15 protein-coding genes are annotated in these 18,376 nt (G+C 72.1%); 12 read left to right on the top strand and 3 right to left on the bottom strand.

Features of this window, described 5'->3' with window-relative positions:
- Positions 1–28 precede the first annotated feature (28 nt).
- Together HCJ93_RS08730 and HCJ93_RS08725 are read left to right on the top strand one after the other, a co-directional pair.
- Positions 29–277 carry a hypervirulence associated TUDOR domain-containing protein gene (locus tag HCJ93_RS08730; RefSeq protein WP_167992698.1) on the top strand — a complete coding sequence of 83 codons (249 nt, stop codon included), beginning with the start codon at positions 29–31 and terminating at the stop codon, positions 275–277.
- Positions 278–342: 65 nt separating this feature from the next.
- Positions 343–618, top strand: a complete 276-nt coding sequence (locus tag HCJ93_RS08725; protein WP_167992810.1) for a DUF3140 domain-containing protein — start codon at positions 343–345, stop codon at positions 616–618.
- Here the strand turns inward: HCJ93_RS08725 and HCJ93_RS08720 are convergent.
- A complete protein-coding gene (locus tag HCJ93_RS08720; protein ID WP_206317129.1) occupies positions 587–2,188 on the bottom strand; it encodes an IucA/IucC family protein in 1,602 nt (533 codons plus the stop codon). The genes HCJ93_RS08725 and HCJ93_RS08720 overlap by 32 nt on opposite strands.
- Positions 2,189–2,307: 119 nt before the next feature.
- Between HCJ93_RS08720 and HCJ93_RS08715 the strand changes: the two genes are divergently transcribed.
- Positions 2,308–3,843, top strand: coding sequence for an IucA/IucC family protein (locus tag HCJ93_RS08715; protein ID WP_167992695.1), 1,536 nt, complete (start codon positions 2,308–2,310; stop codon positions 3,841–3,843).
- A gap of 5 nt (positions 3,844–3,848) precedes the next feature.
- Here the strand turns inward: HCJ93_RS08715 and HCJ93_RS08710 are convergent, their stop codons facing one another.
- Together HCJ93_RS08710 and HCJ93_RS08705 are read right to left on the bottom strand one after the other, a co-directional pair.
- The gene (locus tag HCJ93_RS08710) at positions 3,849–4,766 is read right to left on the bottom strand and encodes an immunity 49 family protein (protein ID WP_206317128.1); all 918 of its coding nucleotides are present in this window, start codon (positions 4,764–4,766) and stop codon (positions 3,849–3,851) included.
- A gap of 34 nt (positions 4,767–4,800) precedes the next feature.
- Entirely contained in the window at positions 4,801–5,469 is a 669-nt protein-coding gene (locus HCJ93_RS08705) for a winged helix-turn-helix transcriptional regulator (RefSeq protein ID WP_167992693.1), read from the bottom strand.
- 87 nt (positions 5,470–5,556) lie between these two features.
- Between HCJ93_RS08705 and HCJ93_RS08700 the strand changes: the two genes are divergently transcribed.
- The 9 genes from HCJ93_RS08700 (at position 5,557) to HCJ93_RS08660 (ending at position 18,342) form a co-directional block, all read left to right on the top strand.
- On the top strand, positions 5,557–6,765 hold the full coding sequence (locus HCJ93_RS08700; RefSeq protein ID WP_167992692.1) for a pyridoxal phosphate-dependent aminotransferase: 1,209 nt from the start codon (positions 5,557–5,559) through the stop codon (positions 6,763–6,765).
- An 858-nt stretch (positions 6,766–7,623) separates the two neighbouring features.
- Positions 7,624–8,505, top strand: coding sequence for a lysozyme (locus HCJ93_RS08695; RefSeq protein WP_167992690.1), 882 nt, complete (start codon positions 7,624–7,626; stop codon positions 8,503–8,505).
- A 223-nt stretch (positions 8,506–8,728) separates the two neighbouring features.
- Entirely contained in the window at positions 8,729–9,337 is a 609-nt protein-coding gene (locus HCJ93_RS08690) for a peptidoglycan recognition protein family protein (RefSeq protein WP_240967510.1), read from the top strand.
- 380 nt (positions 9,338–9,717) lie between these two features.
- Complete coding sequence (locus HCJ93_RS08685) at positions 9,718–10,770, top strand: LacI family DNA-binding transcriptional regulator (RefSeq protein WP_167992688.1); 1,053 nt, start codon at positions 9,718–9,720, stop codon at positions 10,768–10,770.
- Positions 10,771–11,059: 289 nt separating this feature from the next.
- Positions 11,060–12,310, top strand: a complete 1,251-nt coding sequence (locus tag HCJ93_RS08680) for a sugar ABC transporter substrate-binding protein (protein WP_167992685.1) — start codon at positions 11,060–11,062, stop codon at positions 12,308–12,310.
- Positions 12,307–13,299, top strand: coding sequence for a carbohydrate ABC transporter permease (locus HCJ93_RS08675; protein WP_167992683.1), 993 nt, complete (start codon positions 12,307–12,309; stop codon positions 13,297–13,299). Before HCJ93_RS08680 ends, HCJ93_RS08675 begins: the two co-directional genes overlap by 4 nt.
- Positions 13,296–14,177 (top strand): carbohydrate ABC transporter permease, encoded by an 882-nt coding sequence (locus tag HCJ93_RS08670; protein ID WP_167992682.1) that lies wholly within the window; start codon positions 13,296–13,298, stop codon positions 14,175–14,177. Before HCJ93_RS08675 ends, HCJ93_RS08670 begins: the two co-directional genes overlap by 4 nt.
- Positions 14,178–14,347: 170 nt before the next feature.
- Entirely contained in the window at positions 14,348–15,805 is a 1,458-nt protein-coding gene (locus HCJ93_RS08665; RefSeq protein WP_167992680.1) for a glucoamylase family protein, read from the top strand.
- Positions 15,802–18,342 carry a beta-galactosidase gene (locus HCJ93_RS08660; RefSeq protein ID WP_167992678.1) on the top strand — a complete coding sequence of 847 codons (2,541 nt, stop codon included), beginning with the start codon at positions 15,802–15,804 and terminating at the stop codon, positions 18,340–18,342. Before HCJ93_RS08665 ends, HCJ93_RS08660 begins: the two co-directional genes overlap by 4 nt.
- The last annotated feature ends 34 nt before the right edge of the window (positions 18,343–18,376 follow it).

Below are 18,376 nucleotides of genomic sequence, written 5' to 3'. Positions count from 1 at the left end.
CTCCGGTGCCGGCGCGTAGGAGTGGACCGTGGCGAAGAAGAAGGACGAGGACGACCTGGGCAGGGGCGAGAAGGTCTCGTGGAGCAGTCACGGGCAGGACGTGCCCGGCAGGGTCAAGAAGAAGATCACGGAGCGTACCGAGGCCTCGGGACGGACCGTGGACGCCTCCGGGGACGAGCCGCAGTACGAGGTCGAGAGCGACAAGTCCGGCCGCACGGCCGTGCACAAGCCGGAGGCGCTGCGCCGCCGGGACGGCGATGAGGACGAGCGCTCGTGACGGCGGCGAAGAGCTCCGGCGAGGACCGGGACGAGACGCGCAAGGCGTTCGGCGAGGCGGTGAACATGACCGCCGCCGAGCTGGAGAAGTGGCTCGGCACCGAGGAGTCCAGGAGCGCGGGGCAGAGCGACGGGGGCGAGAGCGTCGGCCATGCCTCCGGACGGCGCATCGTGAAACTGCTGCGTACCAGGAAGGACGACCTGACGGAGGACGACCTGGCCCATATGCGCAAGGTCGTCGGCTACGTGCACCGGCACCTCGCCCAGCGGCCGGCCGGCGACGTCACCGGCTCCGCCTGGCGCCACTCGCTCATGAACTGGGGCCACGATCCCCTGAAGTAGCCGCGTCCGGCGCGCGCAGCGGGTTGGGCAGGGGGCGGTAGCGGGCGTCGGCGCCGTCCGCCGCGGTCCAGCGCAGCAGGAGGTTGGTCTTGCCGGGGAGGGTGGGCGCGGTGAGCAGGGCGGCGGCCTCGGGCAGGTCGTGGCGGGCCATCTCGTGACGTACCGCGGGCCAGGGGTCGAATCCGGGGTGGAGGTCGGCGAGGGCGGCCGCCACCTCGGCGAGGTGATTCACGATCAGGCAGTACACCAGCCGTTCCCAGCCCGCCTCCCGGGACACCTCGGGCGGGCCCGGCGTCCCGGCCGCCCCGCGCACCCGCTTCACGCCCTCGGCGTCCCGGAACAGGGCCTGGACAGGGGTTCCGGCGCGGTCCACGGCGATCAGGGTGTTCTGCAGATGCGCCTCCAGGACCACCCCGTGCCGGGCGAAGACGGCCAGGACGGGCGGCACCACCTGGGTCAGATACGCACGCCACCAGGCGTCCGGGCCGGGGGTGGCCGCGGGGAGCGGGCTGCCGTCGAAGCCCTCGACCAGGGCGGCGGCGAGGTACGGCGTGGCGCCGGGCAGCAGATGGGCGCGCAGTCCGTCCCGGACCACGACGGCCAGTTGCTCGTAGGCGAAGTCGGCCGAGCGGTGGCCGCGGTCGCTCAGCCAGGCCGCCGTGCCGGCGCCCGGGGCGGCGGGCCCGGTGCAGCGGGCGAACGCGGCGCGCACCGCCTCGTCGGTGGCCCGCAGCCGGGTCAGGTCGTGCCGCCACAGCCGCCGGATGTCGTTGGTGATGCGCACATCGAGGCTGAACTTGCAGAAGAGGTCCAGCTCCGGCGCGTACACGGTGCGGATCGCGGCGGTCGGCCAGACGGGGAACGGGGTGGTGCCGAGCCGGAGGAGCCGGCCGTCGGCGAAGGCCGGGGCGAGGTCGCGGGCCGCGAGTTCCAGCTGCCAGGGGTGGGCGGGCAGCAGCCGGTAGCCGGGCGGGGCGGCGCCGAGCAGGTCCAGCGCGGCGGTGTCGCCGTCCTCGACGACGGCGTCCTCGCGCAGGGCGAGCAGCGTCAGCGGGAACCGGGCGTGCGCCTCGGGCGCGTACGGCAGCCAGCTCGCCGCGGGGCCGCCGCCGCGGGCCTTGGGTGCCGGGTGGTGGGTGTGTCCGGTGACCAGGCTCTGCTCGGAGCGCAGATAGGGGTCGTCGGGCGGGGTGGCGGCGGTGCGGGCGGCGAGCAGCGCGGCCACCGCGTCCCGGCTGTCGATCATCTCGCCGGGCAGCTCGTGGTTGGACACGCCGGTGTGGCGGCGCAGTTCCTCGCCGGCGAGCTTCACCAGCTCGACGTGGCCGATGCGCTGCCAGGCACCGTCGGTGAGCACCTCGGGCCCGGTGGGGCGCCGCCCGCCGCCGACCCGGAGCAAACGCCCGGTGCCGGGCAGCCGGTAGGTGCGGCGGTCGCCGGTGCCGTCCCCGGGGAGCGGCTCGGCCACCTCCCGCAGCAGGCAGTTGAGCAGGGGCACCGCCGCGTAGGCGTCGGCGCGCCCGGCCTGATCGGAGCGCGCCCCCGGGTCGTCGTCTGCGTGCGGGGGCATGTGGTCAACGCGTTCCACTGGTTCCCTACGGTCTGTCCGGGCGGAGACGATCAGTATGTCTGCCGCGCACCTCCCCTTCGTCCCGTCCGTCCACCTTGCGTACCCCGAGGAGTCCGCCCGTGCACCGTCCCACCGCCGCCGAGACCGAGATGGCCGACGAGCTGGCCGCCGTACGGCCCGCCCTGCTGCCCGGGTACGAGCGGGAGCTGCCCGGAGCCCGTGCGGCCGTGCTGACCCGGCTGTGGCGGGGCCTGGCGCTCGAGCCGCTGCCCTGGGTGGACCGCCGGGAGCGCGGCGGTGACGGGCTCACCCTGCACCTGAGGGACGGGCGCCGGCTGCACGGCCCGTGCGCGGATCCCTACGCGACACAGACGTATGCCGAGGTCGTACGGCTCGGGGAGACGGACTACGACGACCCGGCACGCCTGATGACCGATCTCGCCGTACCCCGGTCTGCGGCCTTCGCGGCCGAACTCGCCCACAGTGTCGCCTCGTTGGCGCTCTCCCGGGCCGGCGCACGGGTCGCGTCACGGGCCGGCGGAGATCACCCGGACGAGTGGCCGGACACCGACTGGGAGTGGGAGCAGCGGGTGACCGACGGGCATCCCTTCCACCCAAGCTGCCGCTCCCGGCCCGGCTTCTCGGTGGCCGAGCAGCTGGCCTACGCGCCCGAGCACGGGCCGGTGGTCGACCTGGGTCTGCTGCCGGCCCCGGCCGGGGAGTGCGTGGTCAGCGGGGGCTGGCCCGAGTGGCTGCGGGACGGCGGGCGGCTGCTGATCCCGGTCCATCCCTGGCAGGCGGAGCACGTGCTCAAGCGCGGCAGCGAGGAACGGGTGCGGGGCGCGCATCCGCTGATGGCGCTGCGCACCCTCGCACTCCCCGCCGGCGGCCCGCACGTCAAGACGGCGCTGAGCGCCCGCCTGACGTCCTCGGTGCGGGACATCTCGCTCGGCTCGGTCACCGCCTCCGCGGAGCTGTCGCGCTTCGGGGAGGCGATGGCCGAGCGCACCGGCGGCCTGCTGCACATCACCCGCACGCTGGGCGCCGCCGCGGCGGGCTCCCCCGACCTCGCCGCGGTGCTGCGGGAATCACCGCGGCAGTACGCGGGACCCGGAGAACGGGTCCTCCCGGTGGCCGTCCTGGCGACGACCGGGCTGCCCGGCTCCCCCGCCTGGTCCGCGCGCTTCACCCGGCTGGCGCTCACCGTCGGCCTGCGGCTGCTCGAGCTGGGCGTGGCCCTCGAGGCACACGGCCAGAATCTCCTGGTCGTGCTGTCCGGCGAGGGCGAGCCGCTGCGGCTGGTCTACCGGGACCTGGCCGACCTGCGGGTCAGCCCGGCGCGGCTGACCCGCCACGGCATCCCCGTCCCGAACCTGCCCGCCCGGATGCTCACGGACGACGAACGGGTGCTGCGCAGCAAGCTGTTCGGATCCCTGGTGGCGGGCTCACTGGCCGGCACCACCGGCTCGGCCGGACTGCTCGGGGCGGCACTCCGGGCGGCCGTGCGCGACGGACTGCCCCGCACGCCCGACCTGCCCGCCCTGCTCGGCGCACCGATCCCGGCGAAGGCGCTCACCCTGATGCGCCTGTCCCCCCGCACCCCCGGCGCCCTGTGGGCCGAACTGCCCAACCCCCTGCACGCCGAGGGGGCGTGAGCCCTTCACACCGACACGGCGTGAGCCGGGGCCTGGAGCAGACCCTGCGGCAGATAGGGGGAGCGCACCCGCAGGTCCCAGCCGTGCACCCGCACCGCGAGGGCGGCCAGGGCCACGGTCCGGTGCGGCAGCAGACTGCGCGGGGCGGCGCCGGCGGGCACGCTGTGCCGGTACTGCTCCAGGCGCTCGGCCAGCGCCCGCTCGAAGGCCGTCCGATCGTCCTCCATCAGCACGCGCAGCAGCCGCTGGTCCGGCGTCAGCTCTCCGGCCTCCCTGAGGCGCAGGATCCCGTCGAGCCGCTCGTCGACCTCCGGCATGCGCACCGGAACCGCGCCTTGGCGCGGCGGATGGCCTTCCGCCCCGGTCAGATAGCAGGCCAGGGTGTCCATCTCCGCCAGCTCGCCCGGATCGGACACGGAGTTCAGCTTCGAGTACGGAACGCCGGCGCGGATCGCGGGTGCGTGATCGTCGCGCAGCAGCAGCCCTATGACCCGGTTCCGCTCGTACATCAGGCCGCTGATCAGGCTCAGCGCGAAGGCGTCGAGCCAGTCGCCGGCGGTGGAGGCGTGCTCCACCGTGGGCTCGAAGTCGTGATTCTCGCTGCTGAGTCTCTTCCCGATGAGGGGGAAACGGATCTCCTGGTCCCCATTGGGGAAGCTGCCGAGGTCCAGATAGCCGAGAGCGCACTCCGCCGCCGTGCGGGCGACGGTGACGGACGCCTCGGTGCGCAGCTGGGGGTCGGTCAGGGTGCGGGCGGCGAGATGGTCCAGGAGGTCGTCACGCAGGGCGCACAACTCGGCGTCGGAGTAGCAGTCGTACTCCATGCGGTGCCAGCGGCCCAGGGCCCGCCCCTCGATGTCGGTCAGCGCGCGCTCCACGGCCGCCGTACCGACCTCGTGCCGGTCCACATTCATGATCGTCATGCCGGTCATCCTGCCAGCGGTCGCCGACAGTCCGTCAGGTCACCGGTGGTGCCCCGGCAGTGCCCTCCGTCGCGGTCTCCCGCAGCCACTTGGCGAGGGTGCCCTCGCCCGTCACCTCGACCCGGCCGGTGCCGACCGCCCGGCCGAGCGGGAGTTCGCCGCGGCTGATCGCGGTGCAGGTCTCGGTGTCGAGCACCAGCACCGCGTCCGGCTCGGCGGGCGCCGGACCGTCGCCGTAGACGGGCCCGTCCCCGGCGCCCGCCCGCACATGGAACCGCCCCTCCTCGAGCCGCACCTCGACCAGCCCCTCGCCCTCCAGCGAGCGCAGCAGCGGCAGGGCGAACCAGTGCGCCCGCACGGCGTCGGTGGGCCGCCGCTCCCCCAGCGCGTCCTGCCCCCAGGCGCCGAGCGCCTGCAGCACGGGCAGCAGCTCCCGCCCGCGCGGGGTCAGTTCGTAGACGTAGGCGGCACCGGGCGGGGGCAGCCGGCGGCGGGTGGACAGTCCTTCGCGCTCCATGTCCCGCAGCCGGGAGGCGAGGACGTCGGTGCTGACACCGGGGAGATCCGCGTGCAGGTCGGTGTAGCGCCGCGGGCCGGCCAGCAGCTCCCGGACGATCAGCAGGGTCCAGCGGTCGCCCACGGCGTCGAGGGCACGGGCGACGGAGCAGTACTGGTCGTAACTACGGCGAGCGCGAGGTGACATGCGGCGCAGTCTAGACAAGTTGTTGGACTTTCCAAGCGCCTACTTGGTAAAACCAAGCAACACCAGTGACCTGAGAGGTGGCGGCGCATGGAGTTCCGGCAGTCGAGCAAGCTCAACGAGGTCTGCTACGAGATCCGCGGCCCGGTGATCGAGCACGCCGATGCGCTGGAGGAGGCGGGGCACCACGTGCTGCGGCTCAACACCGGAAATCCTGCGCTGTTCGGCTTCGAGGCGCCGGAGGAGATCGTCCAGGACATGATCCGGATGCTGCCGCAGGCACACGGCTACACCGACTCCCGCGGCATCCTCTCCGCCCGCAGGGCCGTCGCCCAGCGCTACCAGGCCCTCGGCCTGGAGGTCGATGTCGACGACGTCTACCTCGGCAACGGCGTGTCGGAGCTGGTCTCGATGGCCGTGCAGGCGCTCCTCGAGGACGGTGACGAAGTCCTCGTCCCGGCCCCCGACTTCCCGCTCTGGACGGCGGTGACCACCCTGGCGGGCGGCAAGGCCGTGCACTACCTGTGCGACGAGCGGTCCGACTGGTACCCGGACCTCGCCGACATGGAGTCGAAGATCACCGACCGTACCAAGGCGGTCGTCATCATCAACCCCAACAATCCCACCGGCGCGGTCTACCCGAAGGAGATCGTCGAGGGCATCCTCGACCTCGCCCGCCGCCACGGCCTGATGGTCTTCGCCGACGAGATCTACGACCAGATCCTCTACGACGACGCCGTCCACCACTCGGCCGCCGCCCTCGCCCCCGACCTGGTGGTCCTCACCTTCTGCGGCCTGTCGAAGACCTACCGGGTGGCCGGCTTCCGCTCCGGCTGGCTGGTCGTCACCGGCCCCCGGCAGCACGCCAAGGACTACCTGGAGGGGCTGACCATGCTGGCCTCCATGCGCCTGTGCGCCAACGCGCCCGCCCAGTACGCCGTCCAGGCGGCCCTGGGCGGCCGCCAGTCCATCCGCGAGCTGACCGCCCCCGGCGGCAGGCTGCGCGAACAGCGGGACGTGGCCTGGCAGAAGCTGAACGAGATCCCGGGCGTGAGCTGTGTCAAACCCAAGGGCGCCCTCTACGCGTTCCCCCGCCTCGACCCGAAGGTCCACAAGATCCACGACGACGAGAAGTTCGTCCTGGACCTGCTGCTCCGGGAGAAGATCCAGGTCGTGCAGGGCACCGGCTTCAGCTGGCCGGCCCCCGACCACTTCCGCATCCTCACTCTCCCGCACGCGGAGGACCTGGAGGCGGCGATCGGCCGCATCGGCCGCTTCCTGAGCGGCTACCGGCAGTAGACGTGCCGCTCCCGGGCCGCAGGGTCCCTACCGTTCGACCCGCCCCGCGGACAGCGAGAACGGCGAGTCGGGGCAGGACCTGCTCGCTGATCCGGGAAACCATGCCGGCGTAGGTGCCGGCGGTGGTGAGTTCCTGACCGGAGGAGCGGAACACCACGCCCCGTACATGACCTCCGAGTCGCTCGACGATCCCTCCCGCCCTGCCGCACCCGCCAGCCCGTTCCCGGCTGCCACCGCGCCCCGGGCCCTGCACTTCGCCTCGCTCTTCGCGGACTCCAGGGAGGACCCGGCGGCCCGCCGCCAAGATCCTCGACCAGGCACTGCACAAGCCAGGACGAGGGTCCCACGCCTGTGCGGCTGCCGCGCCTGCTCGTGCTGCGCGCGGATGCCGCGCCGGCCTGGGTGACGAAGCGACCGCGGCGTCCGCGCTCACCGAGGCCGGGCGCGATCCCCCGCACCGCCGGCGAACGAGACGCGGCGCGGGACGCCTCCTGCACCTCCACGAGCTGCGGGACCGAGGAGCCGTCACCAGCAGCCGGTTCGGCACCTCGAACCAACCGGCCGGCGACGGACCGTCAGCTCTCGCCCCACCCGCCTCTCGACTCACACCGCCACCGGGGCACCTGACGCGCGTTCACGCGTGCGATCCGCGCGATTCCATTTTCATCCGATGAAGTTTTCGCACGCTCAAATCACAAGTTTCCAGGCCATCCGCTCTTACAGTGGACCAGACCACCAGAGAAGGCTGGAAGCCCTTTACACACGAACAATCTACGTGCGTAACTGATGACGCGCGCACGTCAACAAACGTCGACGTCACCTCCAGTTCCGTACCCCCACCCGTATCCGGAGGCAGACATGTTCGCGTTCCGCTCCCTGCGGCGTCCCGGCAGACGTACGGCCCTCGCGGCCGGAGTCCTCGGCGCGGCCCTCACCCTCCTGGCCGGCACGGCCGGCAGCTCCGTCGCGGCTCCGCCGCCCGACCCGGACCGCGTCCGCGTCACCCCCGGCCAGGCCTACATGGGCGTCGGGATCAAGGTGCACCAGGGCCTCCCCGCCGCCCGCGACTCCCTCGGCGTCCTCGCCCCCACCGACGGCGTCCAGGGCATCGACGTGTCGCACTGGCAGGGCGCCATCAACTGGACCTCCGTGCGCAACGCCGGCATCCAGTTCGCCTGGATCAAGGCGACCGAGGGCACCAGCTACAAGGACAGCCGCTTCAACACCAACTACCCGGCCGCGCACGCCGCCGGGGTCATCCGCGGCGCCTACCACTTCGCCCGGCCCGACGTCTCCAGCGGCGCCGTCCAGGCGAACTACTTCGCGTCCAACGGCGGCGCCTGGTCGCGCGACAACCTCACCCTCCCGGGCGTCCTGGACATCGAGCACAACCCGTACGGGGCGATGTGCTACGGCCTGTCCACCACTCAGATGCGCAACTGGATCAACGACTTCTACAACACCTACAAGGCGCGGACCACCCGTGACGTGGTGATCTACACGACCGCGAGCTGGTGGAACACCTGCACCGGCAACTGGACCGGCATGTCCGCCAAGAGCCCGCTGTGGGTGGCGCACTGGACCTCGGCCTCCTCGCCGACCATCCCCGCCGGCTTCCCGACCTGGACCGTGTGGCAGTACACCAGCACCGGCTCGGTCTCCGGGGTCTCCGGGAACGTCGACCGCAACAAGTTCAACGGCTCGCGCGACCGGCTGCTGGCACTGGCCAACAACACGTAGCAGGACGGTCTCGCACCAGCCGCTCGCCGCGGGACGGCACCCGCCCGCCCTCTCCTCACTTCCCTCCCCCACGTTCCGAGGAGTGTCCGTGACCCCAGTGACCCCAGCGACCCCACCGAATCCGGACCGCTCAGCACATCCGGACAGCCCCGGCGGCACCTTCCGGACGGCCGGCCTCCGCCGCCGCGGGCTGCTGCGCACCGGTGCGGCCGGCGTCGCCGCCCTGGCCGCCGCCCTGCTGCCGGGCCCTGCCCGCGCTCAGGGCACAGGGGCGGGCGCGGGTGCCGTCCAGCCGGACATCGACAGCACCAGCACCTGGGGGGCCCGCGCCCCGCAGGGCACCATCAGCGTGCTGCGCCACCGGCCGTCCGGCATCGTCATCCACCACACGGCGAGCACCAACTCCACCGACTTCAGCCGCGCCCAGGCACATGCCCACGCCCGCTGGGTGCAGGACCTGCACCTGGACGAGAACGGCTGGGCCGACACCGGCTACCACTTCCTGGTCAGCCGGGGCGGCTGGATCACCGAGGGGCGGCACGGCAGCCTCTCGGCGCTGACCGGCGGAAGCAGCTTCGTGCTCGGCGCGCACACCTCGGGTCAGAACGACCGCACCATCGGCATCGCCAACGAGGGCTCCTACCACGCGGGCGCGCTGCCGCCCGAGGCCCAGTGGGACGTGCTGGTGACCTTGTGCGCGTACGTCTGCGCCCAGTACGGGATCGCCCCGGCGCAGATCACCGGTCACAAGGACCACGGCACCACCCTCTGCCCGGGCGTCTACCACGACATGCTGCCCCGGCTGCGCGAGGAGGTGGCGGCGGCCCTGTAGGCACGAGCCGCGCGAAGCACCGGAGCACACGCAACCAACGGGAAGCACGGGAACCACAGGAGCGGCCGGGCACTGACGACGGGTGCCGGGCCGCTCCCCTGCTTCGCGCCCGAGACCTGAGCCCCGGCCGGTCACCGGCCGCCGTCCGCCTCCCCTCCGGCACCCGCGGGCGCCACCGCTGGTCACCCGACTCGGCGCGCGGGTTGTCACCCGCCCCGCCCCCGCCCGTGGTTGTCACCCGCCCCCGCCCGTGGTTGTCACCCGCCTCGCCCGTGGTTGTCAGCCCCCTCGTGGCCAAACTAGGATGAATGCGCTTCCAGTCAGTCCGGTCGGCGCAGGTCTCCAGAAGATCCGCAGGTAGCGAGGGCAGCGGCTCCATCATGGGTGATCCCACCGTTTACGACGTGGCCGAGCGCGCCGGCGTCTCCATCGCGACGGTCTCGCGGGTGTACCGCAACCCGGACGCGGTGCGCGCGACGACCCGCGAGCGTGTGCTGGCGGCCGGACGGGAACTGGGGTACGTGCCCAGCGCCAGCGCACGTGGGCTCGCCAGCCGGTCCACCGAGGTCCTGGGACTGTTCTTCCCGGATTTCGCCGACCCGGAGGCGGAGGGGACGGCGGACGTCGGCGGGGACGACGGGACGGAGCTGAGCTTCTACGGCGACGAGGTCATCCGCGGCATGGAACGTGCCGCCCGGCGGCAGGGGTACGCCCTGCTGATCGCGTCCGCGCACGCCGACCGGGTCGGCGAGACGCTGGCGGAGGTGGCCGGGCGGGTGGACGGTCTGGCGGTACTGGCGCAGCACGTGCCGCCGGACGTGCTGGACGTGGTCTCGCGGCGGCTGCCGGTCGTGGTGCTCGCCGGGGATCCGGCACCGGGGCTCGACCGTATCGACGTGGCCAACTTCGACGGTCAGCTGGAGCTCACCCGGCATCTGATCACCGACCACCAGCTCACCGACCTGGCCTTTGTCGGCGGTCCGGAGGACTCGCCGGACGCCGAGGCCCGCTTCCGTGGCTTCCAGGCGGCCCATCTGGCGGCCGGTCTCCCGCTGCCGCAGGAGCCGGCCACGCGGGGCGATCTGACGCTCGCGGCCGGCCGCAAGGCGGTGGCGGAGCTGCTGGACCGGGACGGGCCACGGCCGCAGGGCCTGGTCTTCGCCAACGACCAGATGGCGGTCGGAGCGCTGTACGCGCTGGCCGGGCGGGGCGTGTCGGTGCCCGGCGACCTGGTGGTGACGGGGTTCGACGGGATTCCGCTGAGCCGGCTGGTCAGCCCGGCGCTCACCACGGTGCGCCAGCCGATGCGGCGGCTCGGCGAGGAGGCGGTGGAGCTGCTGCTCGCGCGGCTGGCCGACCGCGGCAAGCAGGCGGTCGCGCGCACGCTGCCGACCTCGGTGAGCAGGCGGGTCAGCTGCGGCTGCGAGGTATGAGAGCCTGGGGCGCATCGCCCGGGCGGAGGGATGTCCCCGCGTCCGCGTGCGGCGGCGTGCCGGTGTGCGGCATCGGTGGACGACCGCCTGTCACAACAGAAATCCCGAGGGTGGCGGCGCGGACTCCGCGCGTGTGCGCGTGAGCGCTGTGTGACGGCCGCCCGCGGGGTGGCCGAGGTCCCGGCAGGTATACAGAAGCGTTACCCAGCCCCTCTTGTCTCGCCGCGGAGTGTCCTACAGGGTCATGTATGCGCTTACAGAATGATGCGCGTACTCAAGGAGGAGCCGCATGTCCCGCAACGCCTTGTCCCGTACCACGATCACCGCGACCGCTCTGGTGCTGTCGCTCGGGCTGGCCGCCTGCGGTGGCGGGGACGGCGATCAGGTGGGAGCGGACGCCAAGCAGACGCTGACCATCTGGGGCATGGGCGAGGAGGCCAAGCGGCTCGAGGAGGTCGCCAAGGACTTCACCGAGAAGCACCCCAACATCACCGTCAAGGTGACGCCGGTCGGCTGGGACGTCGTCGGCCAGAAGATGACCTCCGCCGCGGCCGCCGGGACCCTGCCGGACATGGCGCAGATGGGGTCCACCATGATGGGCGAGTTCATCGCGCTCGACGCGCTGGAGCCGGTGGACGAGAAGGTCTTCGACAAGGCCGACTTCTTCCCCGCCACCTGGGACAACAACGTCGTCGACGGCGTCTCCTACGGCGTCCCCTGGTACGCCGACGTCCGCGCTCTGTACTACCGCACCGACATCGCCGAGAAGGCCGGCAAGGGCAAGGAGCCCGCCACCTGGGACGAGCACCACGCCCTGGCCGAGGCCTACAAGAAGAACGGCGCCACCTGGGGCACCGAGCTGCAGCCCGGCTCCACCGGCGCCTGGCAGACCTGGCTGCCCTTCCTCTACTCCGAGGGCGGCGAGCTGATCGGCGAGGACGGCAAGCCCGCCCTGGACTCGCCGGAGGCGGTCAGGGCCTTCGAGCGGTTCGGCAGCTACTTCGAGGACGGCCTGGCCAAGAAGAACTTCGTGGTCGGCCGCGACGTCGCCAAGGACTTCGGCGCCGGCAAGGTCCCGATGTTCATGTCCGGCCCGTGGATGGTGCAGAACCTCGACGAGCAGCAGCCGCAGATCAAGGGCAAGTGGAAGGTGGCGCCGCTGCCCGCCGGCAGCAAGGGCTCGGTCTCCTGGGTCGGCGGCTCCTCGCTGGTGACGTTCAAGGACAGTGCGCACAAGGCCGCCGCCGAGAAGTTCACCCAGTTCCTGACCACGCCGAAGATGCAGGCGCACTGGTACGAGATCTCCAAGTCGCTGCCGGCCAACAAGGCCGCCTGGAACGAGCCGGAGATGCAGAACAGCGAGACCCTGCCGGTGTTCGAGAAGTCCCTGGACACCGCCAAGGACGTCCCGCCGCTGGAGAAGTGGACCGAGTTCGCCGTCCAGATCGAGGAGGCCATGGAGAAGGTCGCCCGCGGCGCCGACCCGGCGGCCACCGCGAAGAAGCTCCAGAAGGCGACCGAAGGGCTGGTGGACCAGTGACCTCCGCCGTCACCGAGGCGGAGACCGAGGACCGGGCCGCCCGCCCGGCGAAGGCCCCGGCCGGCGTCACCGCCGGGCAGCCGGGCGGGGCCGGGCGGCGGCCCGACCGGCTCTCCCGCCAGAACCTCGCGGGCTGGCTGTACTCCACGCCGTTCCTGGCGTTCTTCCTCACCTTCATGGCGTTCCCGATCGTCGCCACGCTCCTGATGAGCTTCACCGACTTCGGGCTGCGCCATGTGACCCACCCGCTGGACGCCGAATGGGTCGGCCTGGACAACTACGCCGCGCTCCTCCAGGACGACAAGTTCCTCACCGCCCTGTTCAACACCGGCTACTTCGTGGTCCTGGGCGTACCGCTGACGATCGGCTGCGGACTGGTGGCGGCGGTGCTGCTCAACTCGGGCATCGACCGGTTGCGCACCTTCTTCCGGGTCGGCTTCTACGTCCCGGTGGTCACCGCGATCGTGGCGGTGGCGGTCATCTGGCGGTTCGTGCTCGACCCGTCGGAGGGCCTGATCGCCGGCCTCGGCGCCCAGCTCGGCTTCTCCACGCCGGACTTCCTGGCCTCCGAGACGCTGGCCATGCCCTCGCTGATCGTGATGGCGGTGTGGCGGAACATGGGCACCGCGATGGTGCTCTTCCTCGCCGGACTGCAGGCCATCCCCGCCGAGGTGCGCGAGGCGGCGCGGATCGACGGCGCCGGGCCGCTGCAGGAGTTCCGCAGGATCACCGTGCCGCTGCTGCGGCCGACGATGCTCTACGTCTCGGTGATGACGACCATCGGCTTCCTCAATGTCTTCGAGGAGCCGTTCGTGATGACCGACGGCGGTCCCGACGACAGCACGCTCACGGTCTCCCTGCACATGTACGAGGAGGGCTTCCGCTTCTTCCACATGGGCTCCGCGAGCGCCATGGCGTATGTGCTGTTCACCGTCGTGCTCGCCGTCACGCTGCTCCAGCTCCGCCTGCTGAAGGACAAGACCCGATGAAGGCTCTCGACTCCGAAGCCGCACCCGCGCGCCCCGGCCGCACGGCCACCTCGGGCGTGCCCGGCGCCAGGGCAGTGACGTACACGCTGCTGAGCGTGGGACTGCTGGTGATGTCCGCGCCGTTCGTCTGGATGGGTCTGTCCGCCTTCAAGACGCAGGCGGACCTGGGCGCCAGCCCCCCGGTGTGGATCCCCACCACCTGGACGCTGGACAACTTCCGCGAGCTGCTGTCCCTGATGGACGTCGGCCAGGCGTTCCTCAACTCGGCCGCCGTCGCCGTGCTGGTCACCCTGTGCAACCTGCTGTTCTGCTCGATGCTCGGCTACGCCCTGGCGAAGCTGAACTTCTCGGGCAAGCGCGTGGTGTTCGGCGTGGTGCTGGGCGCCCTGATGGTGCCCGGCAATCTGATGCTGCTGCCGAAGTTCGTGATGATGAGCAAGATGGAACTGCTCGACACCTATGCCGCGCTCATCCTGCCCTTCGCGGCCGGCGCGTTCGGGGTGTTCCTGATGCGGCAGTTCATGTCGGCCATCCCCGACGAGCTGCTCGAGGCGGCGCGGATCGACGGCGCCCGCGAGTGGTACATCTTCTGGCGGATCGTGCTGCCGCTGGTCAAGCCGGCGCTGGCCACCCTGACGATCTTCACCTTCCTCGGATCGTGGAACAACTTCCTGTGGCCGCTGGTGGCCACCAACGACCCGGACAAGTACACGCTGCCCGTGGCGCTCGCGACCTTCGCCACCGACCCCACCAAGTCCGACGGCTCCAACGGCGTCCTGATGGCCGGCGCCTTCCTGGTGGTGCTTCCGGTGATCGCGGTCTTCATCGCGCTCCAGCGCCACTTCACCCAGGGCATCGCCACGACCGGCCTCAAGTAGCCGGTCGTCCCCGAACCGGTGCGGGGCCGGCGGCAACCTGACGGCTGCCGGCCCCGCACCAGGCACATGAGCTCCATCCACCGCATGCCCGGCGGGGCGGACCGCACGCTTCGCCCTGCCCTGCACGTCCCCGCACATGTCCCCTGCTGCCAAGGGAGTTGGATCGCTCCATGCACCGCCGTACGTTCCTCGCCGCCTCGGCCGGCGCCGCCGGCGCCCTCGCCCTCGGCGCCGCCCCCGCCCACGCCGGCCGGCGCCCCGCCCGAGACCCCGAGGCCCTGATCACCCGCTGGTTCACCGACACCTACCGCTCGCTGGAGGCGATGGTCGCCGACAGCGGCCTGCCCGCCGACAACATCCGGCTCGGCGGCGACAAGCCGGTGCCGGCCCGGAACACCTCCACCACCAACATCGGCTGCTGGCTGTGGTCCACGGTCGCCGCCGCCGGGCTCGGGGTGATCAGCGAGAGCGAGATGCACCGCCGGCTCGCCCGCACCGTCGCCACCGTCGAGAAGATGGAGCGGGTGCACGGCTTCTGGTTCAACTGGTACGACACCTTCACCGGTGAGGTGCTCGACACCTGGCCGGGCAGCGGCGACCCGATCAAGCATCTGCTGTCCACCGTCGACAACGCCTGGCTGGACGTGGGCCTGCGCATCGCCGAGGACGCCGACCCGCGGCTCGCCCCGCGCATCCGCCGCATCCGCAAGGACATCGACTGGTCCTTCTTCTACGAGCCCTACGACGAGGCCGACCCGGCGGCCCACCCCGGCCACATGCGCACCGGCTTCTGGCCCGGCGAGGACCGCCTCACCCCCTACTTCTACGGGGCACTGGTCTCCGAGACCCGCATGGCCGGCTACCTGGGCATCGCCGACGGCACCGTCCCCGGCGAGCACTACTGGCGTATGCAGCGCACCTTCGAGCCGGGCGTGCGCCAGGAGATGCCGCCCGGCGGCGAATGGGTCGTCCGGGACGGGGTGCGCTACTTCAACGGCCACTACACCTACCGCGGCCGCAAGCACGTGCCCGGCTGGGGCGGCGACATGTTCGGCCAGCTGATGACGGAGCTGTTCGTGCCGTCCGCGCAGTGGAACGACTCCTGGCGCAAGAGCTTCACCCACCACGTGATGGGCCACCGGGACCACGGCCTGCTCGACACCGAGTACGGCTACTGGGGCTTCTCCCCCTGCAACGTCCCCGAGGGCGGCTACCAGGAGTACGGCGTGCAGTACTTCGGCATCAACCCCGAGGGCTACTGCTCCAACACCGACCGCACCTACGTCCCCCACGGCGAGCCGGGGCCGGACCCGTCCGCCTACACCAACGGCGTGGTCACCCCGCACGCCGGGGCCCTGGCGCTGATGATCTCCCCGCGGGACGCGCTCACCAACCTGATGCGCATCGAGCGGGACTTCGACTCCTACGAGGACGGCATGGGGTTCTACGACTCCGTCAACGTCTCCACCGGCAAGGTCAGCGACCGGATGCTCTCCCTCGACCAGGGCATGGCCGCCGCCGCCTTCGCGCAGGTGCTCGAGCCGGGCGTGCTGCAGCGCCCGTTCCGCACCGGCGGGTTCCGCAAGAACCTGCGCCCGCTGATCGTGAGGGAGGACTTCGGGCTGTGAGCGCCTTCCGCACCGTCAGCCGCCGCACCGTCCTCGGCACCGCCGCGGCCGGCATGGCCACCGCCGCGGCCTCCGCCACGGCCGCTCCGGCCGCCGCCGCACCCGCCTCCGGCTCCGCCACCGCGGGCAAGGCGGGCTCGGCGGGCCCGGTCACCTGCCGCGACAAGCAGATCCTGGTCGACGGCCGGCCCACGCTGGTCCTCGGCGGCGAGATCCACTACTTCCGGCTCAGGCGCAAGGACTGGCAGTCCCGCCTGGACAGGGCAAAGGACGCGGGCCTGAACGCCATCGCCACCTACGTCCCCTGGATGTGGCACGAGACCCCCGACGGCTCCATCGACGTCACCGGGCGCACCCGGCCCGAACGCGACCTCGGTGCCTTCCTCGACCTGTGCATCGACAACGGTTTCGACATCGTCCCCCGCCCGGGCCCGTTCACCATGGCCGAACTGAAGGGCGAGGGCGTGCCGGAGCGGGTGCGCAAGGAGCACCCGGAGATCAACCCCAGGGGCTGGGACGGCGCCGACGGCCCCACTCCGGCCATCGACTACCTGGCACCGACCTTCCTGAAGGAGGCCCGCCGCTGGTACGACGCGGTGATGCCGGTGCTCGCCGAGCGGCTGCGCCGCGACGGCCGTCCTGGCGTCATCGCCTGCCAGCTCGACAACGAGATCGGCATGCTCGACTGGGTGAGCAACACCCCGGCGCTCACCGGTCATCTGCTGGAGGACTTCAACTCCTGGCTGGACGAGAAGTACGGCGACAGGCTCGGTGACCGCTACCCGTTCGCCGGGAAGCCCGCCGCCGAGCGCGACCGGGCGATCCGCTCCCCCGAGGACGGCTACGCCGCCGTGCTGATGCACGACCTCGGCACCTTCATGCGCGGACGCTTCGCCCGCTATGTGACGGAGCTGCGCACCGCGGCCGAGGACAACGGCGTCAAGGGCGTGCCGTTCCTGATCAACATCCACGGCACCGGCGGCGGCAGCGCGGAGAACTTCCCCATCGGCATCAGCCAGCTGATGGAGACGTACTCCGGCAAGCCGGGCATGGTGTCCGGCGCCGACTTCTACCTGGGCGACCTGAGCTTCAGCAACGTCACCGACCTGTATCTGGTGAACGCGTTCATGGACGCCACCAACGACGCCGACCAGCCGGTCACGGCGCTGGAGTTCGACGCCGGGCACGCCGACTACGGCAACACCCTGGACAACCAGTCCGGCGCCGAGGCCGCGGATCTGAAGACCAGGCTCTGTCTGGCCCAGGGCGCCAAGATGATCAACTACTACCTGTTCGCGGGCGGCTTCAACCCCCGGCTCGACGAGCCGCTCGGCGACGGCAACGACCGCATCGGCTCCACCGGCGAACGCCACGGCTTCGCCGCCCCGGTGGACCCCGAGGGCCGGCCCGGCTACAGCTATCCGTCGCTGCGGCGCACGGTGCACGCGGTGAACGCCAACGCCGGGCTCCTCGCGCCGATGAAGCCGCAGTACGACCGCGTCTCGCTGGGGTTCGTCCCGGACCACTACCTCACCGAGTACCACCCGGACACGCCGTCGGTGGAGGCGGTGCTCTCCGATGTACAGGGGGTGCGCGGCTTCGGGCCCGGCGGTGCGCTCTCCCGGGGCATGCTGCTCAGCGGCTTCCGCTACGACAGCGTCGACCTCCAGGCGGGCGACCTCGACCCGGAGCGCACGCCGGTGCTCGCACTGGCCACCGGCGAGTACCTGGACTCCGCGCTGCAGCGGCGCCTGGTGCGCTATCTGGAGGCGGGCGGCCGGCTGCTGCTGTCCGGTCTCGTGCCCGGCAAGGACATGTCCGGGCGGGCCTCGACCGAGCTGCGCGAGGCCCTCGGCCTGAAGCCGGGCAGAACGCTCACGGACGCCGATCGCTTCTTCCTGTCGGTGACGGCCCACGGGTGGGCGGCGCCGCGCGCCGAGATCCGGGTGAACAAGGCCCAGTTGTGCGAGGCGAGCCGCGGCGACGTGGTGCTGCGGGAGGTCTCCACCGGTGACGGCTGCGGGTTCGACGTCCCCGTCGGCAAGGGCCGGGCCGTGGTGATCACCGCCAACTACCGCTGCGATCCGGACTTCTGGACCGCCGCCCTGCGCCGGCTGGGCGCCGAGCCGGGCATCACCCACGACGCCCGGCTGCCGGGGATCTTCTTCCTCAGCACGGTGGACCGGGACGGCGGTCGGCTGCTGCACGCCTTCAACATCGCCTCCGGCTACCCCCAGTCCGTCACGGTCGCCGAGCGCGGCAAGCCGCTGTTCGGCGGCGAGCGGCTGCATCTGCCGGGGCGCAGCGCGGCGATGCTGCCACTGGGGCTCACCGCCGGCGGGCTGCGGATCGCCTACGCCACCGCCGAGATCACCGCGGTGCGCGAGGGGCGGGTGACCTTCCGGCCGCTCGGGGACGAGGCGGTGGTGGCCGTCGAGGGGCGGGCCCGCTGCGGCGGGGCCAAGGTCTCCGCCGAGGGCGGCCGCACGCTGCTGCGGGTGCGCGGCGGCGGGGAGTTCACCGTCCGGCGGGGCTGAGCGGCCGGCGCACCGGGGAAGGGAGGCACCCCCC

This window comes from Streptomyces composti (assembly GCF_012034205.1).
GTDB lineage: Bacteria > Actinomycetota > Actinomycetes > Streptomycetales > Streptomycetaceae > Streptomyces > Streptomyces composti.
This window is presented reverse-complemented; position numbering and strand designations above follow the sequence as displayed.